The 23,043-nt window shown below is 62.8% G+C and carries 23 protein-coding genes and 2 pseudogenes; 8 read left to right on the forward strand and 17 right to left on the reverse strand.

Translation table 11 applies throughout. The features are described 5' to 3' along the window. The first annotated feature begins 69 nt into the window (after nt 1–69). The 3 genes from NLY37_RS13240 to NLY37_RS13250 all read left to right on the forward strand — a co-directional run bounded on the left by NLY37_RS13240 (nt 70) and on the right by NLY37_RS13250 (nt 3,906). Complete coding sequence (locus tag NLY37_RS13240; RefSeq protein ID WP_023741718.1) at nt 70–1,002, forward strand: alpha/beta fold hydrolase; 933 nt, start codon at nt 70–72, stop codon at nt 1,000–1,002. Nucleotides 1,003–1,084: 82 nt separating this feature from the next. Further along, nucleotides 1,085–2,260 (forward strand): CaiB/BaiF CoA transferase family protein, encoded by a 1,176-nt coding sequence (locus tag NLY37_RS13245; protein ID WP_023741719.1) that lies wholly within the window; start codon nt 1,085–1,087, stop codon nt 2,258–2,260. Continuing rightward, nucleotides 2,257–3,906 (forward strand): thiamine pyrophosphate-binding protein, encoded by a 1,650-nt coding sequence (locus NLY37_RS13250; protein ID WP_023682175.1) that lies wholly within the window; start codon nt 2,257–2,259, stop codon nt 3,904–3,906. The genes NLY37_RS13245 and NLY37_RS13250 overlap by 4 nt, the downstream gene beginning before the upstream one ends. A gap of 243 nt (nt 3,907–4,149) precedes the next feature. On the opposite strand, the gene NLY37_RS13255 is transcribed toward NLY37_RS13250, so the two are convergent. After that, entirely contained in the window at nt 4,150–5,433 is a 1,284-nt protein-coding gene (locus NLY37_RS13255; RefSeq protein WP_023714797.1) for a cystathionine gamma-synthase family protein, read from the reverse strand. A gap of 122 nt (nt 5,434–5,555) precedes the next feature. Between NLY37_RS13255 and NLY37_RS13260 the strand changes: the two genes are divergently transcribed. Then, a complete protein-coding gene (locus NLY37_RS13260) occupies nt 5,556–6,014 on the forward strand; it encodes an Lrp/AsnC family transcriptional regulator (protein WP_023714798.1) in 459 nt (152 codons plus the stop codon). A gap of 48 nt (nt 6,015–6,062) precedes the next feature. Here NLY37_RS13260 and NLY37_RS13265 read toward each other — a convergent pair whose 3' ends face one another. The 5 genes from NLY37_RS13265 to NLY37_RS13285 all read right to left on the reverse strand — a co-directional run bounded on the left by NLY37_RS13265 (nt 6,063) and on the right by NLY37_RS13285 (nt 10,419). Beyond that, nucleotides 6,063–7,034 carry an ABC transporter substrate-binding protein gene (locus NLY37_RS13265; RefSeq protein WP_023682178.1) on the reverse strand — a complete coding sequence of 324 codons (972 nt, stop codon included), beginning with the start codon at nt 7,032–7,034 and terminating at the stop codon, nt 6,063–6,065. Between the two features lie 38 nt (nt 7,035–7,072). Beyond that, entirely contained in the window at nt 7,073–8,227 is a 1,155-nt protein-coding gene (locus tag NLY37_RS13270) for an ABC transporter permease (RefSeq protein WP_023712052.1), read from the reverse strand. Then, nucleotides 8,224–9,102, reverse strand: a complete 879-nt coding sequence (locus tag NLY37_RS13275) for an ABC transporter permease (RefSeq protein ID WP_023741720.1) — start codon at nt 9,100–9,102, stop codon at nt 8,224–8,226. Before NLY37_RS13275 ends, NLY37_RS13270 begins: the two co-directional genes overlap by 4 nt. Then, nucleotides 9,103–9,417 (reverse strand): endonuclease domain-containing protein, encoded by a 315-nt coding sequence (locus tag NLY37_RS13280; RefSeq protein ID WP_353621645.1) that lies wholly within the window; start codon nt 9,415–9,417, stop codon nt 9,103–9,105. A gap of 210 nt (nt 9,418–9,627) precedes the next feature. After that, nucleotides 9,628–10,419, reverse strand: a complete 792-nt coding sequence (locus tag NLY37_RS13285) for an ABC transporter ATP-binding protein (RefSeq protein WP_023741722.1) — start codon at nt 10,417–10,419, stop codon at nt 9,628–9,630. Between the two features lie 110 nt (nt 10,420–10,529). Here NLY37_RS13285 and NLY37_RS13290 point away from each other — a divergent pair, with 110 nt between their 5' ends. After that, nucleotides 10,530–10,934: a cupin domain-containing protein gene (locus NLY37_RS13290; RefSeq protein ID WP_031193071.1), complete on the forward strand. Its 405-nt coding sequence runs from the start codon at nt 10,530–10,532 to the stop codon at nt 10,932–10,934. 17 nt (nt 10,935–10,951) lie between these two features. On the opposite strand, the gene NLY37_RS13295 is transcribed toward NLY37_RS13290, so the two are convergent. From NLY37_RS13295 to aptA, 5 genes are all read right to left on the reverse strand, one after another. Next, nucleotides 10,952–11,335 (reverse strand): hypothetical protein, encoded by a 384-nt coding sequence (locus NLY37_RS13295; protein WP_023714800.1) that lies wholly within the window; start codon nt 11,333–11,335, stop codon nt 10,952–10,954. A 16-nt stretch (nt 11,336–11,351) separates the two neighbouring features. Beyond that, a complete protein-coding gene (locus NLY37_RS13300) occupies nt 11,352–11,645 on the reverse strand; it encodes a hypothetical protein (protein ID WP_286442560.1) in 294 nt (97 codons plus the stop codon). A gap of 80 nt (nt 11,646–11,725) precedes the next feature. Next, nucleotides 11,726–13,177, reverse strand: a complete 1,452-nt coding sequence (gene hydA / locus NLY37_RS13305) for a dihydropyrimidinase (protein WP_023682186.1) — start codon at nt 13,175–13,177, stop codon at nt 11,726–11,728. Between the two features lie 62 nt (nt 13,178–13,239). Then, complete coding sequence (locus tag NLY37_RS13310) at nt 13,240–14,490, reverse strand: Zn-dependent hydrolase (RefSeq protein ID WP_023690832.1); 1,251 nt, start codon at nt 14,488–14,490, stop codon at nt 13,240–13,242. 69 nt (nt 14,491–14,559) lie between these two features. Further along, nucleotides 14,560–15,888, reverse strand: coding sequence for an omega-aminotransferase AptA (gene aptA, locus NLY37_RS13315; RefSeq protein ID WP_023682187.1), 1,329 nt, complete (start codon nt 15,886–15,888; stop codon nt 14,560–14,562). A 255-nt stretch (nt 15,889–16,143) separates the two neighbouring features. On the opposite strand from aptA, the gene NLY37_RS13320 reads away from it, so the two are divergent. Continuing rightward, complete coding sequence (locus NLY37_RS13320) at nt 16,144–16,773, forward strand: TetR family transcriptional regulator C-terminal domain-containing protein (protein ID WP_023682188.1); 630 nt, start codon at nt 16,144–16,146, stop codon at nt 16,771–16,773. Between the two features lie 30 nt (nt 16,774–16,803). On the opposite strand, the pseudogene NLY37_RS13325 reads toward NLY37_RS13320, so the two are convergent. Beyond that, nucleotides 16,804–17,547 (reverse strand): annotated as a pseudogene (locus NLY37_RS13325) (toll/interleukin-1 receptor domain-containing protein); the annotation flags it as partial. A gap of 37 nt (nt 17,548–17,584) precedes the next feature. Further along, a complete protein-coding gene (locus NLY37_RS13330) occupies nt 17,585–18,457 on the reverse strand; it encodes a helix-turn-helix transcriptional regulator (protein ID WP_023682190.1) in 873 nt (290 codons plus the stop codon). A 104-nt stretch (nt 18,458–18,561) separates the two neighbouring features. On the opposite strand from NLY37_RS13330, the gene NLY37_RS13335 reads away from it, so the two are divergent. Both NLY37_RS13335 and NLY37_RS13340 read left to right on the forward strand, forming a co-directional pair. Further along, complete coding sequence (locus NLY37_RS13335) at nt 18,562–19,401, forward strand: SDR family oxidoreductase (RefSeq protein ID WP_023682191.1); 840 nt, start codon at nt 18,562–18,564, stop codon at nt 19,399–19,401. After that, nucleotides 19,398–20,120 (forward strand): SDR family oxidoreductase, encoded by a 723-nt coding sequence (locus tag NLY37_RS13340; RefSeq protein WP_023682192.1) that lies wholly within the window; start codon nt 19,398–19,400, stop codon nt 20,118–20,120. The genes NLY37_RS13335 and NLY37_RS13340 overlap by 4 nt, the downstream gene beginning before the upstream one ends. Before the next feature lie 2 nt (nt 20,121–20,122). Here NLY37_RS13340 and NLY37_RS13345 read toward each other — a convergent pair whose 3' ends face one another. The 4 genes and pseudogenes from NLY37_RS13345 to preA all read right to left on the reverse strand — a co-directional run bounded on the left by NLY37_RS13345 (nt 20,123) and on the right by preA (nt 23,008). Then, on the reverse strand, nt 20,123–20,500 hold the full coding sequence (locus tag NLY37_RS13345; RefSeq protein WP_023682193.1) for a DoxX family protein: 378 nt from the start codon (nt 20,498–20,500) through the stop codon (nt 20,123–20,125). A gap of 76 nt (nt 20,501–20,576) precedes the next feature. Beyond that, on the reverse strand, nt 20,577–21,035 hold the full coding sequence (locus NLY37_RS13350) for a carboxymuconolactone decarboxylase family protein (RefSeq protein ID WP_023668206.1): 459 nt from the start codon (nt 21,033–21,035) through the stop codon (nt 20,577–20,579). Between the two features lie 32 nt (nt 21,036–21,067). Then, entirely contained in the window at nt 21,068–21,586 is a 519-nt protein-coding gene (locus NLY37_RS13355) for an RrF2 family transcriptional regulator (protein ID WP_023741725.1), read from the reverse strand. 109 nt (nt 21,587–21,695) lie between these two features. Continuing rightward, nucleotides 21,696–23,008 (reverse strand): annotated as a pseudogene (preA, locus tag NLY37_RS13360) (NAD-dependent dihydropyrimidine dehydrogenase subunit PreA). Nucleotides 23,009–23,043 lie beyond the last annotated feature (35 nt).

Below are 23,043 nucleotides of genomic sequence, written 5' to 3' on the forward strand. Positions count from 1 at the left end.
CCCGGCTGATTTCGACCTCCCCTTGACGTCGGTCCCGCCGTCGCCCAACAGTCGCCGAGGGAGCGAGACATGGCATTTGACAAGCAGACGACGCTGGCCTCACCGACCGGGGCCACGCTCAACCTCTATGTGAAGCACGCGAGCGGCTCTCCACGGGCCGTCGTCCAGATTAACCATGGCTTGGCCGAACACGCCGCGCGCTATGCCCGCTTCGCCGATTACCTCAGCACCCGCGGCTTTCATGTCTACGTGCACGACCATCGCGGCCACGGCGCGACCAAGGCGCCCGACGCGCCGCTCGGCAGGTTCGCCGGCACAAGCGGCCCGGCCAAGGTGATCTCCGATGTCGACGCAGTCCACGATTTGATTGCGAAGGAGCAGCCCGGCCTGCCGGTCATCCTGTTCGGCCATTCGATGGGTGCGTCGGTGGCGCTCAACTACCTGCTGGCGCACTCGCCGCGCGTCCACGCCGCGGCGATCTGGAACGGCAATTTCTCACAAGGCCTGCTCGGCCGGCTTGCGCTCGCCATCCTCGCTTATGAGCGCTTCAGGCTCGGTTCCGATGTCCCCTCACGCATCTTGCCCAGGCTGACCTTCCAGGCCTGGGGCAAGGCGGTGCCCAGCCACAAGACGCCGTTCGACTGGCTGTCGCGCGACGAGGCTGAAGTGGCCAAGTACATTGCCGACCCGCTGTGCGGCTGGGATGCCTCGATCTCGATGTGGCGCGATGTCGTGGAGATGGCGCAGAAAGGCGGCAAGGATGCGGGCTTTGCCGGCATCAGGCGCGACCTGCCCGTCAGCATCGTCGGCGGCGAGAAGGATCCGGCCTCCGACTACGGCAAGGGCATCGACCATCTCGCCAAGCGCATGCGCGCGATGGGCTTTTCGAATCTGGTTTCAAAGGTTTACGCCGACACCCGCCACGAAAGCTTGAACGAGGTGAACCGCGACTCCGTCATGACCGATTTTGCCGCGTGGGCCGATAGTGTGTTGAAACGCTGACATCGCTGGCCCACCGCAAGGCCCGTGACAGCGGCATCCCGGGTTGATAGAGGCTGCGGTTCCGACCCGTTTTTGGTGATTTATGGCTGAACCTCCGCTGAAAGGCGTCCGCGTCGTCGAACTCGCCCGCATCCTGGCCGGCCCGTGGGCAGGACAATTGCTGGCCGATCTCGGCGCCGATGTTATCAAGGTCGAGAGCCCTGATGGCGGCGACGATACCCGCAAATGGGGTCCGCCCTTCGTCATGAGCCATGATGGCGAGAACCTGTCGGCCGCCTATTACCACTCCTGCAATCGCGGCAAGCGCTCCATCGCGGTCGATTTCTCGACGCCCGAAGGGGCCGAGACGGTGCGCCGGCTGGTTGCCACGGCCGACGTTCTGATCGAGAACTTCAAGCTCGGCGGCCTGAAGAAATACGGGCTCGATTACGAGAGCCTGAAGGCGATCAATCCAAAGCTCGTCTACTGCTCGATCACCGGCTTCGGCCAGGACGGGCCTTACGCCCCACGCGCCGGCTATGATTTCATCATCCAGGCCATGGCCGGCATGATGTCGATCACCGGCGAGGTCGGGCGCGAGCCGCAAAAGGCCGGCGTCGCCATATCGGACATCTTCACCGGCCTCTATTCGGTGATCGCCATCCAGGCAGCGCTTCGCCATGCCGAAAAGACCGGCGAAGGCCAGCATATCGACATGGCCCTGTTCGACACGCAGATTTCCGCACTCGGCAACCAGAACCTCAACTATCTCGTCTCCGGCAAGGCGCCGGTGCAGATAGGCAATGCGCATATGAACATTGCGCCCTATGAGGTTGTCCCGGTCAGGGACGGCCACATCATCCTGGCGGTCGGCAATGACGGCCAGTTCGCCAAATTCTGCGCCGCCGTCGGGCTCGACCATCTCTCAGCGAATCCCGATTTCGCCACCAATCCGGCCCGCGTGGCCAACCGGGTGAAGTTGCGCGAGCACTTGATCGAGACGCTGAAGAATTGGGATCGCGACCCATTGCTGGCCAAGCTCGAAGCGGCAAGCGTGCCGGCGAGCCCGATCAACGACATCGGCCAGATGTTTGCCGACCCGCAGACGATCGCACGCGGCATGCGCCTCGACCTCGACGATGGCCATGGCAATCGTCTGCCCTCGGTACGCGCGCCGATGGTGATGTCCGGCACACCGCTGGTCTATGAGCGTCCCTCGCCGCGCCTTGGCGAACACACGCAAGAAATCCTTGCCGAACTGGAGAAGTCTGGACGATGAAGACCGGTGGACAACTGATTGTCGACGCACTCGAGGCGAACGGCACCGACCGCATCTTCTGCGTGCCCGGCGAATCCTATCTCGCGGTGCTCGACGCATTGCATGACTCGCCCATCCGCACCATTGTCTGCCGACAGGAAGGCGGCGCCGCCATGATGGCCGACTGCCAGGGGCGGCTGACCGGCAAGCCCGGGATCTGCTTCGTCACCCGCGGCCCCGGCGCCACCAATGCATCGGCCGGCATTCACATTGCCATGCAGGATTCGATACCCGTCATCCTGTTCATCGGCCAGGTCGCCAGCCACGCCAAGGAGCGCGAGGCTTTCCAGGAGGTCGACTACAAGCGCTTCTTCGGCGACATCGCCAAATGGGTGGTGGAGATCGACGATGCCGCGCGCATCCCCGAACTCGTCACCCGCGCCTTCGCCGTCGCGACATCGGGCCGCCCCGGCCCCGTCGTCATCTCGCTGCCGGAAGACATGCTGACCAGCCTGGTCGACGCGCCTGCGGCCTTGCCGCACACGCCGGTCGAAACCCGCCCCGGCGAAGCCGAACTCGACGCGCTGGAGAAACTGCTCGGCAAGGCCAAACGCCCTTTCGTCATCCTCGGCGGCACACGCTGGGACGAGGAAGCGGTGGCTCGCATGCGCACCATTGCCGAGGCCTGGTCGCTGCCGGTCGGCTGCTCCTTCCGCCGCCAGATGCTGTTCGACCATCTGCACCCGAACTATGCCGGTGATGTCGGCATCGGCATCAACCCGAAGCTGGCCACCGCCATCAAGCAGGCCGACCTGGTGCTGCTGATCGGCGGCCGCATGGGCGAGATGCCGTCCTCCGACTACACGTTGCTGAAAAGCCCCTATCCCGACCAGACGCTGGTCCATGTCCATGCCGACGCCGGTGAACTCGGCCGCGTCTACCGGCCGACGCTGGCGATCAACGCCTCGCCATCGGCCTTCGTCGAAGCCTTCGCCAAGCGCAAGCCAGCCTCCGCGCCAGCCTGGGCGGATGAGACGCCAAAGCACCATGCCGCCTACCTCGACTGGTCGACGCCGCCTGAGACCGGCCCCGGCCCGGTCCAGATGGGACCGATCATGAATTACCTGGAAAAGGTTCTGCCCGACGACGCCATTTTCACCAACGGCGCCGGCAATTACGCCACCTGGGTGCACCGCTTCCACCGCTTTCGCCGCTTCGCCACGCAGGGCGCGCCGACCTCCGGTTCGATGGGTTATGGCACGCCGGCCGCGGTCGCCGCCAAGGCGCTCCATCCCGACCGCACCGTGATCGCCTTTGCCGGCGACGGCTGCTTCCTGATGAACGGACAGGAATTCGCCACCGCCGTGCAATACGACCTGCCGATCATCGTCATCGTCGTCAACAACGGCATCTACGGCACCATCCGCATGCACCAGGAGCGCGACTATCCCGGCCGCGTCGTCGCCACCGATCTGAAGAACCCTGACTTTGCCGCTCTTGCCCGCGCCTATGGCGGCCACGGCGAGACGGTCGAGAACACGGCAGATTTTGCCCCTGCCTTCGAGCGGGCCCGCGCCAGCGGCAAGCCGGCGATCGTCGAGATAAGGCTCGATCCCGAGGCGATCACGCCGACGCGGACGATGACGCAGATCCGCGACAAGGCCTAAGAACTTCGTAGCGAAGCCGAGTTCGTCACACCCCCCTCTGTCCTGCCGGACATCTCCCCCGCAAGGGGGGAGATCAGAAGTCACATCGGCCTTTGCCAATCACCAACGTTGAAGATGAGGGCCGGCGGTCAAGCTGCCAATCTCCCTCCTTGCGGGGGAGATGGCCGGCAGGCCAGAGGGGGGTGCTGTCCCGCCGACGCTGCCAAGGCGATCGCCCCTTTCCTGATATCTACAAGCGAGCTATCAGACCGCTGCCAGCGCCTGCGTCAGGTCGGCGATCAAATCATCCGGATGCTCGACGCCGATCGACAGCCTGACCGTGGTCTCCAGCACGCCGATGCGCTGGCGCACGTCGAAGGGGATGCCGGAGTGCGTCATCGCCGCCGGGTGGCTGGCGAGCGATTCCGTGCCGCCAAGGCTCACCGCCAGCTTGAATATTTGCAGCCCGTTGAGAAAGGCGAAGGCCGCCTTCTCTCCGCCTTTGATATCGAAAGAAAATGTCGACCCGGCGCCGCTGCATTGCGCCTTGTAGGCGCGTCCCGCTGCCGTGTCCTCGCCCAGGAACGGCAGGTAATGCACCTTTTCCACCTTGGCATGATCGCGCAGGAATTCGGCCACGAGCCGCGCATTGTCGTTGGCGCGCTCCATGCGGATCGACAGCGTCTCCAGCGAGCGGCCGAGCATCCAGCAGGAATGCGGGTCGAGTTGCGTGCCGATGGCGCCGCGCAGCGCCTTGATCGGCTTGGTCACCGCCTTGCTGCCCATGGCTGCACCGGCGATCAGGTCGGAATGGCCGCCGACATATTTGGTCAGCGAATAGACGGAGACATCGGCGCCATGTTCGATCGGCCGCTGGAACACCGGGCCGAGCAGCGTGTTGTCGCAGACGATGATCGGCGTTGATCCTTGGCTTGCGCCGATCTCGTCGGCAATCTTCCGGATCAGTGCGATGTCGACCAGGCTGTTGGTCGGATTTGACGGCGTCTCGATGAGAATGACCGAGACACGCCCCTTCGCCACCGCAGCATCCGCAGCGGCCCGCACCGCCTTGTCGTCGACGCCGTCGGCGAAGCCGACAGCGCCGATGCCGAAGCCGGACAGCGTGCGCGTCAAAAGCGTCTCGGTGCCGCCGTAAAGCGGCTGCGAATGCAGAATGACATCGCCCGGCCGGGCATAGGCGAGCAGCGTGGTGGCGATCGCCGACATGCCCGACGAGAACAGGATGCAGGCGTCCGTTCCCTCATAGACCGCCAGCCGGTCCTCGACGATCTCTGAGTTCGGATGGTTGAAGCGCGAATAGACCAGGCCGGACGCCGTGCCGCTCGGCGGCTCCTTGCGGCCGGATGTGTAGTCGAAGAAGTCGCGCCCCTCCTCCGCCGATTTGAACACGAAGGTCGAGGTCAGGAACACCGGCGGCTTGACGGCGCCTTCCGACAGTTGCGGATCGAAGCCATAGCTCAACATCAACGTTTCCGGATGGAGCTTGTGGTTGCCGATGTGGGTTTTCGACGGGCGCGGCGCGGTCATGGCTTTTCCTGCATCTGGAGGAGTCTCGTGCAGCAATTTATGCGATCCCGGTCCGCCAGTCCTTGCTATTCTCGGCCTCGCATGGCTGCATCCCGGCAACAAATTGCCCAGCGAGAGCAAAAGTGCAGCAGAAGATAGCCGACGATTTCGACCGCAAGATCCTGCGCGAGTTGCAGGCCGACGCCCGCATCACCAACAATGAGCTTGCGGAGCGCATCGGCCTGTCGCCGTCGCCATGTTTGAGGAGGGTACGCCGGCTGGAGGAGGCCGGCATTATCCGGGGCTATACCACGCTGGTCGACCCGGCCGCCTTCGGCTGGAACATGGTCGCCATCGCCACCGTCCGGCTCAGCCGCCAGAACGAGGACGAGATCGTCATGTTCGAAGACGCCATCCGCGGTTGGGAAGAGGTAATGGAATGCCACCTCGTCACCGGGTCGCGCGATTATGTGTTGAAAGTGGTGACCGGCAGCCTCGAACAGTACGAGCGCTTCATCAAGGAAAAGATCGCGCGGCTGAAATGCGTCGCTTCGATCGAGACCAGCTTCGTCATGAACACCATAAAGGAACGGCGCCTCTGACATTTGGTCAAAGGCGCCGCTCTCGAGGTCGAAATTGCCTGGCCAGGCTTATTTGATCGCCTTGTCGGTGATGGCCGTGGTGTAGGCGCCGGTCGGCGCCTTGGTGATGATCTTCTGGTCGAGCAGCGCCTTGGCGGTGCGCTCGTAGGTCGCCGGGTCGAGCTTGCCGTCGGCATTGTCGATCAGCTTGGCGACTTCGCTCATCATCCGCTTCTGGTGGTTTTCGTCCTGGCCACCGCCGTCCATGACAATGCCCGCGGCCTCGTCATTGTTGTCGATGGCATATTTCCAGCCCTTCATCGAGGCGCGCACGAAACGCACCATCTTGTCTTCGAAAGCCGGATCCTTGAGCTTGTCTTCCGAGGCATAGAGCCCGTCCTCAAGCAGGTCGTTGCCCATCGCCGAGTAGTTGAACACGGTGAGCTGGTCCGGCTTGTAGCCGGCATCGATCAGCTGCCAGTACTCGTTGTAGGTCATGACCGAAATGCAATCCGCCTGCTTCTGGATCAGCGGCTGCACGTCGAAGCTCTGCTTCAAAACCGTGACGCCATCCGGGCCGCCTTCGGTCTTCAGGCCGAGCTTGTTCATCCAGGCGTAGAAAGGATATTCGTTGCCGAAGAACCAGACGCCGAGCGTGTGACCCTTGAAATCGGCTTCGGTCTTGATCGGGCCGTCCTTCGGGCAGACCAGCTCCATGCCGGCCTTCTTGAACGGCTGGGCGATGTTGACCAGCGGCACGCCCTTTTCGCGCGCGGCGAGTGCCCCGCCCATCCAGTCGACGATGACGTCGGCGCCACCGCCGGCGATCACCTGCTCGGGTGCGATATCGGGACCGCCCGGCTTGATGTCGACGTCGAGGCCTTCGGCTTCATAAAAACCCTTGGCCTTGGCGACATAGTAGCCGGCAAACTGCGCCTGCGTGACCCATTTCAGCTGCAACGTCACCTTGTCGGCGGCCATTGCCTGGAACGCGGCCAGCGACATCGCGCCGGCCAGCATCGGAATGATCAGTCTTTTCATGTTTTTACCCTCTGAAGTTAACACCCGAACCCACCGCCCTATCCACCACGGACAGAGGGATGCCAAAACGTGACGGCTCTCTCGACGAGAGCGACCACGCCATAAAAGACCGAACCCGCCAGTGCTGCAACTGCGATTTCGGCCCAGACCATGTCGATGTTCATCCGCCCGACCTCGGTCGAGATGCGAAAGCCCATGCCGACCACAGGCGTGCCGAAGAACTCGGCGACGATGGCGCCGATCAGCGCCAGCGTCGAGTTGATCTTGAGCGCGTTGAAGATGAAGGGCGCTGCCGCCGGCAGTCTGAGCTTCAAGAGTGTTGGCCAGTAGCCCGACGCATACGTGCGCATCAAATCGCGCTCCATATGGCCGGAGGCGGCAAGACCGGCAACCGTGTTCACCAGCATTGGGAAGAAGGTCATGATGATGACGACCGCGGCCTTGGACGGCCAGTCGAAGCCGAACCACATCACCATGATCGGCGCCACACCGATGATCGGCAGCGCCGAGACCATATTGCCGATCGGCAGCAGACCGCGGCGCAGGAACGGCACCCGGTCCGCGGCGATGGCCACCAGGAAGCCGGCGCCGCTCCCGACGATGTAGCCGAAGATCACCGCCTTGAAGATGGTCTGCCTGATATCGGCGCCGAGCACCGGCAGGGAACTGGCGATGCGCACACCGATGGCGCTCGGCGGCGGCAAAAGGATGAAGGGAATGCCGGCGCCACGCGTCACCGCTTCCCATATGATCAGGATCCAGGCGCCGAAGATCGCCGGGATGATGAGGCGCAGCGCCATCCGCGCCCCTTTTGCCATAGGCCGAAGCCCCGACAGCACCGCCACGCAGCGCCAGGCCAGCAGCCAGGCAGCCGCGAGCAGCAGGAAATAAGGCGCCATTGCCGTGCCTTCGAACCCTGTAATGCCCGAGATCAGCATCCAGGCGACAAGGTGAGCGCCGATAAACAGCACCGCAGCCTCGGCTACCGCCGAAATTCTGATCATCGAGATCAGCCCCGCCAGCACGGCCAGGCCGATCATCGGGGTCTTTATACCGAAATAGGGGTAGTCGAAACTTGCCGTCGGGTCTGCAAGGGTGGCCGCTTCCGGCTTCGACATCGCGCCGAGCGCGACGGCGACGAGGCACAGCGCAATGGCCAGCACGGCTTGCCAGGAGGGCTTCAGCCAGTTCATGCCGGCCTCCCGCCCATCGCGCGGTCAACGAGGCGCCCGGCTATGCCGACCACCATGACCAGAAGGGCCGCCACCACCGAGCCCGCCACAAGGGCGGACCAGATGTCGATGGACTGGCTGTAATAGGCGCCTGCCAAAAGCTTGGCGCCGATGCCGGCGACAGCACCGGTCGGCAGTTCGCCGACAATGGCGCCGACCAGGCTCGCCGCCACCGCCACCTTCATCGAGGTGAACAGGAACGGCACCGAGGCCGGCACCCGCAGCTTCCAGAAGGTCTGCGAGACACTGGCATTGTAGGTGTGCATCAGGTCGAGATGCATGAGTTCGGGCGAGCGCAGGCCCTTCACCATGCCAACCGTCACCGGGAAGAACGACAGGTAGGTCGAGATCATCGCCTTTGGGATCAGACCGCTGATGCCGATCGCCCCCAGCACGACGATGATCATCGGCGCCACCGCCAGAATGGGAATCGTCTGGGAGGCGATGATCCACGGCATCAGGCTGCGGTCGAGCGTCGCCACATGCACGATGCCAACCGCGATGACGATGCCGAGCGCCGTGCCGAAGGCAAAGCCGAGCAACGTCGACGACAGGGTCACCCAAGCATTGTAGACGAGGCTTCGGCTCGATGTGATGGGCCGCAGGAAGGTGTTCTCGAAGAAGTTCACCGCCACCTGATGCGGCGCCGGCAGCGTCGGCTTGGGCTGCGACAGCGTCTTGCCGATGAATTCGACGGTGTCGTGGGTTTCCCCGGCGCGCCGGTCGAGGTCGCGCTGGAACGGCGCGTTTAGGATGACGGCGAAGACATACCAGAGCACCACCATGCCGAGGAGGATGGAGGTCACGGGGATGAGTTTTTCGCGGAAGGTGTCCATCTAGCGCGCCTCGCCAGCGGGGCGCCCTCCTCTCCCCAACGGGGAGAGGGTGGCCGGAGCGAAGCGGAGGTCGGGTGAGGGGGTAGAAATCTTTCCGTCGAGACAAGCCAAGATCGTATCCAGGACCGCTCGGCTCTCAGCCAAAACTTCGTGATTCCAGAAGCGCAGAACCGAATAACCTTGTCCGTTCAGCCAGGCTGTCCTGGCGGGATCGGTCAGTGAATTCGCGTGTTGGCTGCCATCAAGTTCGACAATCAGCCCCTGCTCGCGGCAGACGAAGTCCGCGATGAAAGGTCCGAGCGGCACTTGCCGCACAAATATGTAGCCGTTGAGATGACGTCCTCTCAATTCCCCCAAAGCCGGTATTCAGCTTCGGTCTCGTCAAACCGCAGCTTTCGGGCGCGAGCGGTTGCCCCGACATTTCTCTTGGTCGGATCCGTCGGCGCCGCCCCCTCACCCGACCTCCGCTTCGCTCCGGCCACCCTCTCCCCGTTGGGGAGAGGAGCCAGCCGGTCGTTCGCCCCCTCAATCATCATAGCTGTGCCCTGCCCTCAAGCCATCGCGTACCCTGGCCGCGATCGCCAAAAATTCCGGCGTCTCGCGGATGTCCAGTGGCCGCTCCTTTGGCAGCGTCGATTCGATGATGTCGGTAACCCGACCTGGGCGCGGCGACATGACGACGATGCGCGTTGAAAGATACACCGCCTCGGGGATGGAATGGGTGACGAAGCAGATCGTCTTGTTGGTGCGCGCCCACAATTCCAGAAGCTGTTCATTGAGATGGTCGCGCACGATCTCGTCCAGCGCGCCGAAGGGCTCGTCCATCAGCAACAGGTCGGCGTCGAAGGCGAGCGCGCGGGCGATCGAAGCGCGCTGCTGCATGCCGCCGGAAAGCTGCCAGGGGTATTTCTTCTCGAAGCCGGAGAGGTTGACGAGCTCCATAGTGCGCTTGATGCGCTCGGCCTGCTCCGCTCTCGAAAGGCCGATGATCTCCAGCGGCAGCGCCACGTTACGCTCGATCGTGCGCCACGGGAAAAGGGCTGCCGCCTGGAAGACGTAGCCATAAGCGCGTTTCTCGCGCGCCTGTTCCGGCGTCATGCCGTTGACCGAGATCGTGCCCGATGTCGGTTTTTCCAGATCGGCGATGACGCGCAGCAAGGTGGTCTTGCCGCAGCCCGATGGGCCGATGAAGGAGACGAACTCGCCCTTGCCGATGGTCAGGTCGACATTGGAGAGCGCCTCTACCGGACCGTCATTGGTCCGAAAGGTAAGGCCAAGTCTGCTTGCCGAGACGACGGCTGGCGATTGTCCCGTCATCGCTTGCTGCCTGCCTCTCGCAGCCGCCCAGGATGAAATGCCGTTGCATTCGCGTTGATGTTGCTTTCCACTCGTCCAATCCCACCCACTCGACGCCCGGAGCCTTGCCGATGTCGCCCAAACCCACTTGTCACCTTATCCGTCCTGAAAGCACTTATGAAGGCAAGCAGGGATTGACCTATTTTGCCGGCATTGCAGCCGAGACGGTCGGCTCGTCCGGCATCTGCATGCATCTGCTCACCCTGCCGCCTGGCGCCCGCGCCAAGGCGCATCTGCATGAAAGTCATGAGACGGCGATCTATGTGCTCTCGGGCGAGGTCCACACATGGTATGGCGACAGGCTCGAGAACCACATCGTCGTCAAGGCCGGCGACCTCTTCTACATCCCGGCCGGCGTACCGCATCTGCCGGCCAATCTGAGCAACGCCCCGTCCTCGGCCGTCATCGCCCGCACCGATCCCAATGAACAGGAAAGCGTCGTCCTGTTGCCGGAACTGGATGCGCTGGTGGCCTGACGCTGACGGGACTGCCGTCATTTGCACCGCGCCACTTCGCCCATGACATTGCCGTCGTCGTCGGTGACCGTCAGCTTCTTGGCGTTCTTGGCGCTGCGCTTGATGGTGAATTTGGTCGGCTCCTGTCCTTCTTCGCCTTCCGCCTCGCATGTTGCCGTCACCACCAGCGACCCATCAGCCTGCGCCTGCTTGTCCGTGAAGGTGCAGGCGCTGGCGGCGGTGACCAATGCCTCGTCGGTCAAAAGCAGCATCCGATCGGCGGCGACTTCCTGGCCGTTGCGGTTGATGCAGCCATATTTGTCCCCATAGGGTTTCGTCAGGTCGATGCCTGCCGCAAGGGCCTGACCCGCAGCCAGAACGACTATCATCGCAACAGACGGCCCCAAACCGCGCGCGCTCATTCCCCCAGCTCCAACGTCACGAACACGGTTGCAACGGCCCCATTTCTTCAAGACCGGGAATGGTCACGAAGAACCCACCCTCGCCCTTGTTGGTGACCACAACGGTTTCAGCCGTCGTCCCCGCCTCGCCTTCGGCGGAACAGGTCGCATCAAGCGATTGCGTGCCCGGCGCCCACGTCAATTGCTGCGCGAACCGGCAGCCGCTGCCATAGGTCTCGATGCCTTCGGCGGTCAGCACGATATAATCGTCCCGGCCCTGAAAACCGGCCTTTGCAAAGACACAGCCGGCATCGTTGCCCCAGGAGCCCACCAGCCTCTCGGCCCCTGTTGCCGGACCAGCGACCACCATCGCCACGACCAGTGAAATGAGCGCCCCCGGGCTCCGCAACGTCAAACGCCTGTCGCCGGAATGCCGGTGCGTTCCACCTTGCGCGGCGCGGTAATGTCCTTCCAGGTCGATAGAGCCCGGTTGACCGCCGCGTTCGGCTCGCGGGCGACGAATTCGCCATGGCCGGGCTTGGCCTTGACCTCCGCTTCCTCGACCGACAGTTCGCCGCGCGAAAAGACGAAGCGCGGCAGGCCGGTCACCTCAAAACCTTCGAAGACGTTGTAGTCGATCACCGATTGCTGCTTCTTCGAGGTGATGGTCTTCTTGGCGCTGGGGTCCCACACCACGATGTCGGCGTCCGCGCCTTCGACGATGGCGCCTTTCCTAGGATACATGTTGAGGATCTTGGCGATGTTGGTCGAAGTCACCGCGACGAACTCGTTCATCGTCAGCCGCCCGGTGTTGACGCCCGTCGTCCACAGCACGGGCAAGCGGTCTTCAAGCCCGCCGGTGCCGTTCGGGATCTTGGTGAAATCGCCGACGCCATTGCGCTTCTGCTTGGTGGTGAAGGCGCAGTGGTCGGTCGCCACCACCTGCAGCGATCCCGCCTGCAGGCCGGCCCACAGCGAATCCTGGTGCAGCTTGTTGCGGAAGGGCGGGCTCATGACGCGGCGCGCCGCATGGTCCCAATCCTTGTCGAAATACTCGCTTTCATCCAGCGTCAGATGCTGGATCAGCGGCTCGCCGAAAACCCGCATGCCCTTCTGGCGGGCGCGGCGGATGGCTTCGTGGCTCTGCTCGCAGGACACATGCACGACATAGAGCGGCACGCCGGCCATGTCGGCGATCATGATGGCGCGGTTGGTCGCCTCGCCTTCCACTTCCGGCGGCCGCGAATAGGCGTGTCCCTCGGGACCATTATTGCCGGCAGCGAGCAGCTTTTGCGACAGCGCCGCAACCACGTCGCCATTCTCGGCATGAACGAGCGGCAGCGCGCCGAGATCGGCGCAGCGCTGGAACGACGCGTACATCTCGTCGTCGTCCACCATCAGCGCGCCCTTGTAGGCCATGAAATGCTTGAACGAGGTAATGCCTCTGTCGACGACGGTGGCCATCTCGTCGAACACCTGCTTGCCCCACCAGGTGATCGCCATGTGGAAGGAGTAGTCGCAGGCAGCCTTCGAGGTCTTGTTGTCCCACATCTGCAACGCTTCCAGCAGCGATTGCTGCGGCGCCGGCAGGCAGAAATCGACCACCATCGTGGTGCCACCGGAAAGGGCCGCACGCGTCCCGGACTCGAAATCGTCGGCCGAATAGGTGCCCATGAACGGCATTTCGAGATGGGTGTGCGGATCGATGCCGCCCGGCATGACGTAACAGCCGCTGGCGTCGAACTCATGGTCGCCATGCAGGTTCGAGCCAATGGCGACGATCTTGCCGTGCTGCATCAGCACATCGGCCTTCCAGGTGCGGTCGGCGGTGACGATGGTGCCGTTTCGGATGACTTTGGTCATTGTCGTGTTCCCTTGTTCTCTTCGCGCTTCTTGTGAGCGTCGTTTTGAATACAGATCTTAGTTCACGCCACGATCCCCGCTGTCTCTACCACCGCATGGAACAGCACGTCGGCGCCGGCGCCGGCCCATTCCTTGGTGATTTCCTCAGCCTCGTTGTGTGACAACCCGTCAACGCAGGGGCACATCACCATGGCGGTCGGCGCAACGCGGTTGATCCAGCAGGCGTCGTGGCCGGCGCCGGAGACGATGTTGCGGTGGGAATAGCCGAGCCGATCGGCGGCGTCGCGGATCGCCTTGACGCAGCCGGCATCGAAGGTGACCGGATCGAAAGCGCCGACCTGCTCGACCTTGTACTGGATGTCGAGCGCCTCACAGATTGTGTCGATGCCTTCGCGTATGCGCCCATCCATCGCGTCCAGCACTTCCTTCTCGGGCGAGCGGATGTCGATGGTGAAGACGGTGCGCCCGGCGATGATGTTGCGCGAGTTCGGAAACACCTCCATGTGGCCGACCGCGCCGACGGCGTCGGGCTGGTAGTCCATGGCGATCTCGTGCACCAGTTCGATGACCCGAGCCATGCCGAGCCCGGCATTACGGCGCTTGGGCATCGGGGTCGAGCCGGTATGCGCCTCCTTGCCGGTCAGCGTTACCTGCAGCCATTTCAGGCCCTGGCCGTGGGTGACGACGCCAATGTCGATGCCTTCGTCCTCGAGGATCGGCCCCTGCTCAATATGCAGTTCGAAGAAGGCGTGGATCTTGCGATCACCGACTTTCTCGGTGCCTTTCCAGCCGATGCGCTCCAGCTCCTCGCCAAATTTCCTGCCCTGTTTATCAGTGTGCTGATACACGTCCGCCTGATCGAGCACACCGGCGAACACGCCGGACGCCATCATAGCCGGGGCAAAGCGCGAGCCTTCCTCATTGGTCCAGTTGGTAACGACGATCGGATGCCTGGTCTGGATGCCGAGATCGTTAAGCGAGCGAATAATCTCCAGCCCGCCGAGCACGCCGAGCACGCCGTCATATTTGCCGCCGGTCGGCTGCGTGTCCAGATGGCTGCCGACATAAACCGGCGGCAGGCTGGGATCAGCGCCTTCCCGGCGGGCAAACATGGTGCCCATTTCGTCGAGCCCCATTTCGAGCCCGGCCGCCTCGCACCAGCGCTTGAACAGATGCCGTCCCTCGCCGTCCTCGTCGGTCACGGTCTGGCGATTGTTGCCGCCGGCAATACCGGGGCCGATCTTCGCCATCTCCATGATGGAATCCCACAAACGGTCTGAATTGATTCGCAGATTCTCGCCCGGGGCGGCCATTCAAAGTCCTCTCATTTCATATAACCAACCGGGCGGCGGTTCCCGCCGCCGCCCGACTGGCTGGATAGATTAGTCGATCGCCCTCAGCACTTCTCTGACATGGTCGATCAATTCGTTGATCTGGCCCTTGGTGATGATCAGTGGCGGCGACAGCGCGATGATGTCGCCGGTGGTGCGGATCAGCGCGCCGCGCTCGAACGCCTTGACGAAGGCCGAGAAGGCCCGCTTGGTCGGGCTGCCGGCGATCGGCGCCAGTTCGATCGCGCCGATCAGGCCGATATTCCGGATGTCGATGACATGCGGCTCGTCCTTCAGCGAATGCAGCGCATCTTCCCAGTAAGTCGCCAGTTCCTCGCCACGGGTCAGCAGGCCCTCTTCCTTGTAGGTGTCGAGCGTGCCGAGTGCCGCGGCGCACGCAATCGGATTGCCCGAATAGGTGTAGCCGTGGAAGAACTCGATCATGTGCTCGGGGCCGGTCATGAAGGCGTCGTGGATTTCCTTCTTCACGAACACCGCGCCCATCGGGATGACGCCGTTGGAGACGCCCTTGGCGGTGGTCATGATGTCGGGCGTGACGCCGAAATAATCCGCTGCGAACGGCGCGCCGAGACGGCCGAAACCGGTGATGACCTCGTCGAAGATCAGCAAAATGCCGTGCTCGGTGCAGATCTCGCGCAGTTTCTGCAGATAGCCCTTCGGCGGCAGGATGACGCCGGTGGAGCCGGCGACCGGTTCGACGATGACGGCGGCGATGGTCGAGGCGTCATGCAGGGCAACGATGCGCTCCAGCTCGTTGGCGAGTTCCGCGCCATATTCCGGCACGCCCTTGGAGAAGGCGTTCTTTTCCGGCAGATGCGTGTGCGGCATGTGGTCGACGCCGCCGAGCAGCGTGCCGAACATCTTGCGGTTGGTGACGATGCCGCCGACCGAGATGCCGCCGAAATTGACGCCGTGGTAGCCGCGTTCGCGGCCGATCAGGCGGGTGCGCGCGCCCTCACCCTTCACACGGTGATAGGCGATCGCCATCTTCAGCGCGGTTTCCACCGATTCCGAACCGGAATTGGTGAAGAAGACATGGTCCATGCCCTTGGGCGCGAGGTCGACCAGGCGGTTGGCCAGTTCGAACACAATCGGGTGTCCCATCTGGAAGGCCGGCGCATAGTCGAGTTCGGCCGCCTGATGCTGGATCGCTTCCGTGATCTTGGGACGGCAATGGCCGGCATTGACGCACCACAGGCCGGCGGTGCCGTCGAGCACCTTGCGGCCGTCGCTGGTGGTGTAATGCATGTCCTTGGCGGACACGAACATGCGCGGCGCCTGTTTGAACTGCCGGTTTGCCGTGAACGGCATCCAGAATGCGCTGAGATCGTTCGGCGTGACTTTCAGCCGGTTGGACATGACCAAGACTTCCCCTTGTAACCTGTTTCGGTGCGGCTAACGCTTGGTCTTTCCAAAGCTTGGTCTTTGCTGCGTTTTCATGCTACGCAAATTTTTGACCGATTGGACAAACGTTAGCACCGCCCTGTCGGCGGTCAAGGGATTACTAGCGGAAATGCGGCCTGCGAAGTGCGCTCCACGGGTAAGAGAAAAACTGGTCCAGAGAATTGGTCCAGATGACCCGCTCGGCCAAGGCTTGCAGGGGTGAGCGGCGCCATGGAAGGCTCAGCCCCTCGCCGCACCCGCATCCAGCAGGAAAAGCGCGAACTGATCCTGGAAGCAGCGCTCGAAGTCTTCTCCACCAACGGCTTTCGCGGCTCGACCATCGACCAGATCGCCGAGGCCGCGGGGATGTCGAAGCCGAACCTGCTCTATTATTTCCGCCGCAAGGAAGACATCCACGAAACGCTGATGGAGCGGCTGCTGGCGACGTGGCTGGCGCCGCTACGTGAACTCGACGACATCGGCGACCCCCTGACCGAGCTCAGGAGCTACATCCGGCGCAAGCTCGAAATGGCGCGTGATTTTCCCAGGGAGAGCCGGCTGTTCGCCAACGAGATCCTGCAAGGCGCGCCGCGCATCATGCCGCTGCTGGAAGGAGAGCTGAAAACGCTGGTCGACGAAAAGGCCAACGTCGTCAAGGGCTGGATGCGCGCCGGCAAGATCGCCCGCACCGATCCCTGGCACCTGATCTTCTCGATCTGGGCGACGACCCAGCATTACGCCGATTTCGACGTCCAGGTCCGCGCCGTGCTCGGCGCCGATCGCGGCGGCGACGGCCGCTTCGAGGATGCGGCGCGCTTTCTCGAACAGCTGTTTATCGATGGGCTGAAGCCGAAGCCCTGATAACTGCCGCGGTGCTCAGTTGCGTGATGCTCAGTTCCTTGGAGGTATTGCTTTCCATTCGTCATAAGATGCCTGATGAAGAACTCCCCTAAACGCTACGAGCTTGCCCTGTTGCGGTGTGATCTTTAGCTTCGTCGGCATTTTAGGTGTGATGGCTCCGCCGAGTGGAGCAATAGCAAAGCCATTCACCACTATGCCGTTGTCCAGGGTGATGCCTTTGTTGAACCCACCCCGATGCGGCACTCCACCGTTCATCTCGATTTTGATTTCACCCTCTTCGTTGTCTATCAAAACAAGAAATGAGGGATTCGGCTCCATGAGGTGAGAAGCCGAAATTACGATGTCCACGGCAACAGACGGATTACCTGAAAAGCTATAGGTGAGATTGGAGAATCCCATATGCTGCGGGGTGAACGTATTATTTCCTTGGATGACATTCACGATCTGAACAATCGCTGCTTCAATCCCATTGGCGAACATATCGATGTAGACGTTCTGAAGAAGTACAGGCGGCATCGTGGAGCCATCCACACGAACGGGAATGATTTTGCACTCGCCCTTCGTGGCTTTATATAATGCGTTCTGCCATTCGAGCTTGACCATGTTGCTCTGAAGACTTTTTCCAGAAACAAAGAAAAAAACAAACTTTGGCGAAGTTAGGCCTTCGTTCATTTTATCAATGATGCCATCGCCTGGCTGTATTGACCAGCTGTCGTAAAAAACCTTGTCCTGCCCAAAAATTTCGCGGAGCCGAAGTGCAACCGGTTCAATAACGGGCTTGTCCGGTGGGAACTTGCATTCACAACGTCAACTAGGCACTGCGCCGTTCGACAGGCAGCGCGTCCACCAATGCCTGCAGCTTGGCGACCGAATTCTGCTCGGCCAGCGGCGTGTAGACGATCAGCTTCATGTCCGAGCCGTCATCGATCGACAGGCTCATATGCTCGAACGCCATCGCGCCGGCGATCGGATGGCGCAGATACTTCTTGCCGGAGAGACGATGCACCACATCTCGCTGCGGCCACCACTCCCGGAACTCCGGGCTCGACCGCATCATAAGCGCGATCAGCCGCTCGAAATCCGGGTCGCCGGTGTATTTCGCGCTCTCGGCGGGAAACGCCGCAAGGGTGGCGCGCGCCAGCTGTTCCCAGTCGACCAGCAAATGGCGCCGGTGCGGATCGGTGAACACGCCATGGAGGATGTTACGGGCGTCGCCCTCCAACAAGCCGTAATCGCCGAAAATGGCAACCGCCCCGGCGTTCCAGGCCAGCACATCCCAGCGCGGCCCGACAATATAGGCCGGTTGCAGGACGAGACTCTGCAGCATGTGCAGCAGGGGACCTTCGACCTTGACCGGGGTAATGCGCCGCCGCTCGGGCTGCTGGCGGCCGGCCAGCGTGAACAAATGCCGCTTCTCGGCGGCATCGAGGCGCAAGGCCTCGCAAAGCGCCGTCAGTACCTCCACCGAAGGCCGCACATCCCTGCCCTGTTCCAGCCAGGTGTACCAGGTCGTGCCGACGCCGGCGATCATCGCCACCTCTTCGCGGCGCAGACCGGGCGTACGCCGCCTCGCGCCGGCCGCAATGCCGGTGGCTGACGGCGAAAGCCGTTCGCGGCGCGAACGCAGGAAGGCGCCAAGCTCGCGCCGGCGGCTGTCTTCGGGCGATGGTGCGGAAGCATCCATGAGGGCGCAGTATAGCAGTATCGATACCAGGATAAAGTTTGAACTGTTTGGCGAGCGCAAAGCGCACCATCTTGGCATCCAGAGCGAATATGGAGGCTCCCGACATGGACCTGAAAGACAAGACAATCCTCATCACCGGCTCGACCGACGGCGTCGGCCGCGCCGTCGCGCAAAGGCTGGGCGACGGCGGCGCGCGCGTGCTGGTGCATGGCCGTGACGCGGCTCGCGGCAAGGCAACCGTCGCAGAAATCGAATCCGCCGGCGGCAAAGCCGAGTTCCTCGCCGCGGACCTCGCCTCGCTAGCCGAGGTCCGCCGCCTCGCCGAGGCCGTACGCGCAAAAACCGACCGGCTCGACATCCTCATCAACAATGCCGGCATCGGCACGGCCGGCGCCAAGCGACAGCTCAGCGCCGACGGCTTCGAACTGCGCTTTGCGGTCAACTATCTCGCCGGTTTCCTGCTGACCTCGGAACTGCTGCCGCTGCTCAAGGCGAGTTCGCCGGCGCGCATCATCAACGTCGCCTCGGCCGGCCAGCAGGCGATCGATTTCGGCGATGTCATGCTGACACGTTCCTATGACGGCGTGCGCGCCTATTGCCAGAGCAAGCTGGCGCAGATCCTGTTCACCATCGACCTGGCCGGAGAGTTGAAAGGCAGCGGCGTCACCGTCAACGCTCTGCATCCGGCGAGCTACATGAACACCACCATGGTCCGCCAGGCCGGCGTGACGCCATGGAGCTCGGTCGAAACCGGCGCCGACGCCATTCTCAACCTCGCGACATCGCCCGCGCTGGAGGGCCGCAGCGGCCTCTATTTCGACGGCCAAAGGGAGGCCCGCGCCGACGCACAAGCCTATGACGCCAAGGCCAGACAGCAATTGCGAACCCTGAGCCTCGACTTCGTCGGCCAGGCTTCCCCAAAATCGAAGGAACAACATTCATGACCGGCAAGATCGAACACACCGTCATCATCGGCGGCTCATCCGGCATCGGCCTGGCGACGGCGCGCAAACTGCTTGGCCCGGGCATGAAGGTGACGATCACCGGACGCAACCGGGACAAGCTGAACAGCGCCTGGAAGAGCCTCGGCGGTGCCGCCGACAAGGCGGCCTTCGATGCTTCGAAGCCGGACGAGGTCCGTCAGTTCTTCGAGCGCCTCGGACCCTTCGATCACCTTGTGCTGGCTGCTAGCGGCGGCAAGGGACTTGGGCCGTTCGCAAGCCTCGATCTTGCCGACATCGCCGGTGGTGTCGACGAGAAGGTCCGGCCGCAATTGTCCTGCCTGCAGGCAGCGTTGCCGACGCTCAACAAATCGGGATCGGTGACCTTCATCTCGGCTGTATCGGCGCAGCTGACCGCGCCCGGCGTTGCCGGCATCGCCGCCGTCAACGGCATGCTGTTGACCGTGGTGCCGATCCTGGCGGTGGAGCTGAAACCGCTGCGCGTCAACGTCGTTGCGCCCGGCGTCATCGACACGCCGTGGTGGGACTTTTTGCCTGACGAGCAGCGGCAGGCGGTCTTTGCCGACTATGCAGGTAAGACCCCTGTCGGCAGGATCGGCCACGCCGAAGACGTCGCCGGTGCAATCGCCTTCCTCGTCTCCAACGGTTTTATGACCGGCCAGGTGCTGACCTGCGATGGCGGTTTGCGCTTCGCGGCGTGACCTTACAGCGACTGTGCGATCAGCGTGAGAAAGCCTCCGGCGAGGGCGACGTTGCCGACGAAGCCGTTGATGCGCGAGGCCCGGTCCGGGCCCTGATGGTCCCAGAAATTGTGGAACATCGGCGTCGCGACAATGAGAAACAGCACCAGCACAGCACTGGCGATCGCGGTCCACAGGCCGGCCATCACCAGCGCGCCGGCAACGGTCTGCAGGACGATGCCGGCCCACAACGCCAATCTCGCCTGCGGCACGCCGCGCGCGGCCATCAGCCCGGTCAGGAACGCCTCGTTTTGAACATTGCGCAGTCCCGCGACAACGAAGGCGCCGCCAAGCAACAGGCGGCCGAGAAACAACAGGGTCGAAGGCAAATCGACAGGCATGAAATCTTCCCCGTACTTAAGCATGAAACAGGTGGAGCGCCGCCCTTTCCACGGCGCTCCATGACTAACCGCACGGTCAGGCTGCTTTGGCCGCCGGCATCGGGTGAATGGCGTGGAACGGGATGCAGAGCCGGTTCCAGGTGTTGATCATGCCGATCGCGACCGACAGCTTGACCAGTTCCTCTTCCGAGAAGTGCTCTAGCGTGCGGGCATAGAGTTCGTCCGAAACGCCATTGTTGGCGATCAGGGTCGTTGCCTCGGTCCAAGCAAGCGCCGCGCGTTCGCGCTCGGAAAACAGCGGCGATTCCTTCCAGGCCGAAACCAGATAGAGCCGTGTCTCGGTTTCGCCATCGCGCCTCGCCTCGCGGCTATGCATCTCGACGCAGTAGGAGCAGCCATTGATCTGCGAGGCGCGGAGCTTGATCAAATGCAGCAGGCTCACTTCAAGCCCGCATTCGTCGACCGCCTTGTTGAGCGCCGACACGGCTTTCATGATCTCAGGCGCCTTGGCGAAGAATTGCAGTCTCTGTTTCATCGTCTTTCCTTTCACATCTGTTTGGCGGGGGATTAAATCTGTTTGGCTGCAGCGGGTTTCTGCGGCCGCTGATGGCGCGCCACAAAGGCACAGCTGGCGGCAAACGATCGCGGATCGCCTTCGGCCTTGTAGTCAGCCACGATGTCGGACAACCGGGTTTCCGCGAGAGCGGCACGATAGGCGCGCTCGGCCTTCAGCATCGCGGCATTGATGCCGCACGGCTTCACATAGGCCGAAGCATCGATCTTGACCGGGCCGCGCTGGCGGATCTCGCCGCAGCGGAAGGCCGGCTCGCGACCCTCGACCGCAAGCACGATATCGAGCAGCGTGATGCGCTCGGCCGGACGCGCCAGCCGGTAGCCGCCCGCCGGTCCCGGCACCGATTCCAGGATGCGCGCAGCAGTCAGCTGGTTCAGATGTTTCAGCAGATAGCTCGGCGACAGGCCGAAGGACTCTGCCAAAGCAGCACCCGGCATCGTGCTGTTGCCCTCCACGCTGGCCAGTGTGGCCGCGCAATGGATGGCCGCTTCTACACCCTCGCCCAGCTTCACGATGTTGCGCTCCTATTCATGGATATCTTTTATCCTAGATAAATTTTATCTGCAATTGGAAAATGAAAAACGGCGCTCGAAAGCGCCGCTTTTTTCTTCGACCCGTTCCCTACTCCGCAGCCACCTTGGCCATCGGGTTGTTCGGGTGCGTCGTCCAGTTGGCATAGACCGGCGACACCGGCTTGCCGGTTCGCTGGTCCATCACGCCGGCGGCCAGCGGCTCCATGGTGATGCAGTTCTCGACCGGGCAGACATTGACGCACAGATTGCAGCCGACGCATTCGGCCTCGATCACCTCGAAATGCCTGACGCCGTCGACCATGTTGGTGATTGCCTGGTGCGAAGTGTCCTCGCAGGCGATGTGGCAGCGGCCGCATTTGATGCAGGCGTCCTGGTCGATACGCGCCTTGGCGATGTAATTGAGGTTGAGATACTGCCAGTCGGTAACGTTGGGCGTGGCGCGGCCGACAATGTCGTTGAGCGAGGCGTGGCCTTTCTCGTCCATCCAGTTTTCGAGACCGGCGATCATCTCCTGCACGATCTTGAAGCCGTATGTCATCGCCGCCGTGCACACCTGCACATTGCCGGCGCCGAGCGCCATGAATTCAGCCGCATCGCGCCAGGTGGTGATGCCGCCAATGCCGGAGATCGGCAGGCCGCGCGTTTCCGGATCGCGGGCGATCTCGGCCACCATGTTCATGGCGATCGGCTTCACCGCCGGGCCGCAATAGCCGCCATGCGAGCCCTTGCCGTCGATGGTCGGCTGCGGCGCGAAACTGTCGAGGTCGACGCCGGTGATCGAGTTGATGGTGTTGATCAGCGACACCGCGTCGGTTCCGCCGGAGAGTGCGGCGCGCGCCGGCTTGCGCACATCTGTGATATTCGGCGTCAGCTTGGTGATGACAGGCATGCGGGTGTTGGCCTTGCACCAGCGCACCACCATTTCGATGTATTCCGGCACCTGGCCGACAGCCGCGCCCATGCCGCGTTCCGACATGCCGTGCGGGCAGCCGAAATTGAGCTCGATGCCGTCGGCTTCGGTCTCCTCGACCACCGGCAGGATCGCCTTCCAGCTTTCCTCGACGCATGGCACCATCAGTGAGACGACGATGGCGCGGTCGGGCCAGTCCTTCTTGACCTGCTTGATCTCGCGCAGATTGACCTGCAAATCGCGGTCGGTGATCAGCTCGATATTGTTGAGGCCGAGCAGGCGCCGGTCCGCCCCCAGATCGCGCCATAACGCGGGCCGTTGACGTTGACCACCGGCGGACCTTCTTCGCCCAGCGTCTTCCACACGACGCCGCCCCAGCCCGCCTTGAAGGCGCGGATGACATTGTAGGCCTTGTCGGTCGGCGGCGCCGAAGCCAGCCAGAACGGATTGGGCGATTTGATGCCGACGAAATTGTTGCGGATGTCTGCCATGGGTCTTTCTCCTCTGGCCGTGGCGGGCTTACCGC

It is taken from the genome of Mesorhizobium sp. C395A (assembly GCF_030323205.1).
Classification (GTDB): Bacteria; Pseudomonadota; Alphaproteobacteria; order Rhizobiales; family Rhizobiaceae; genus Mesorhizobium.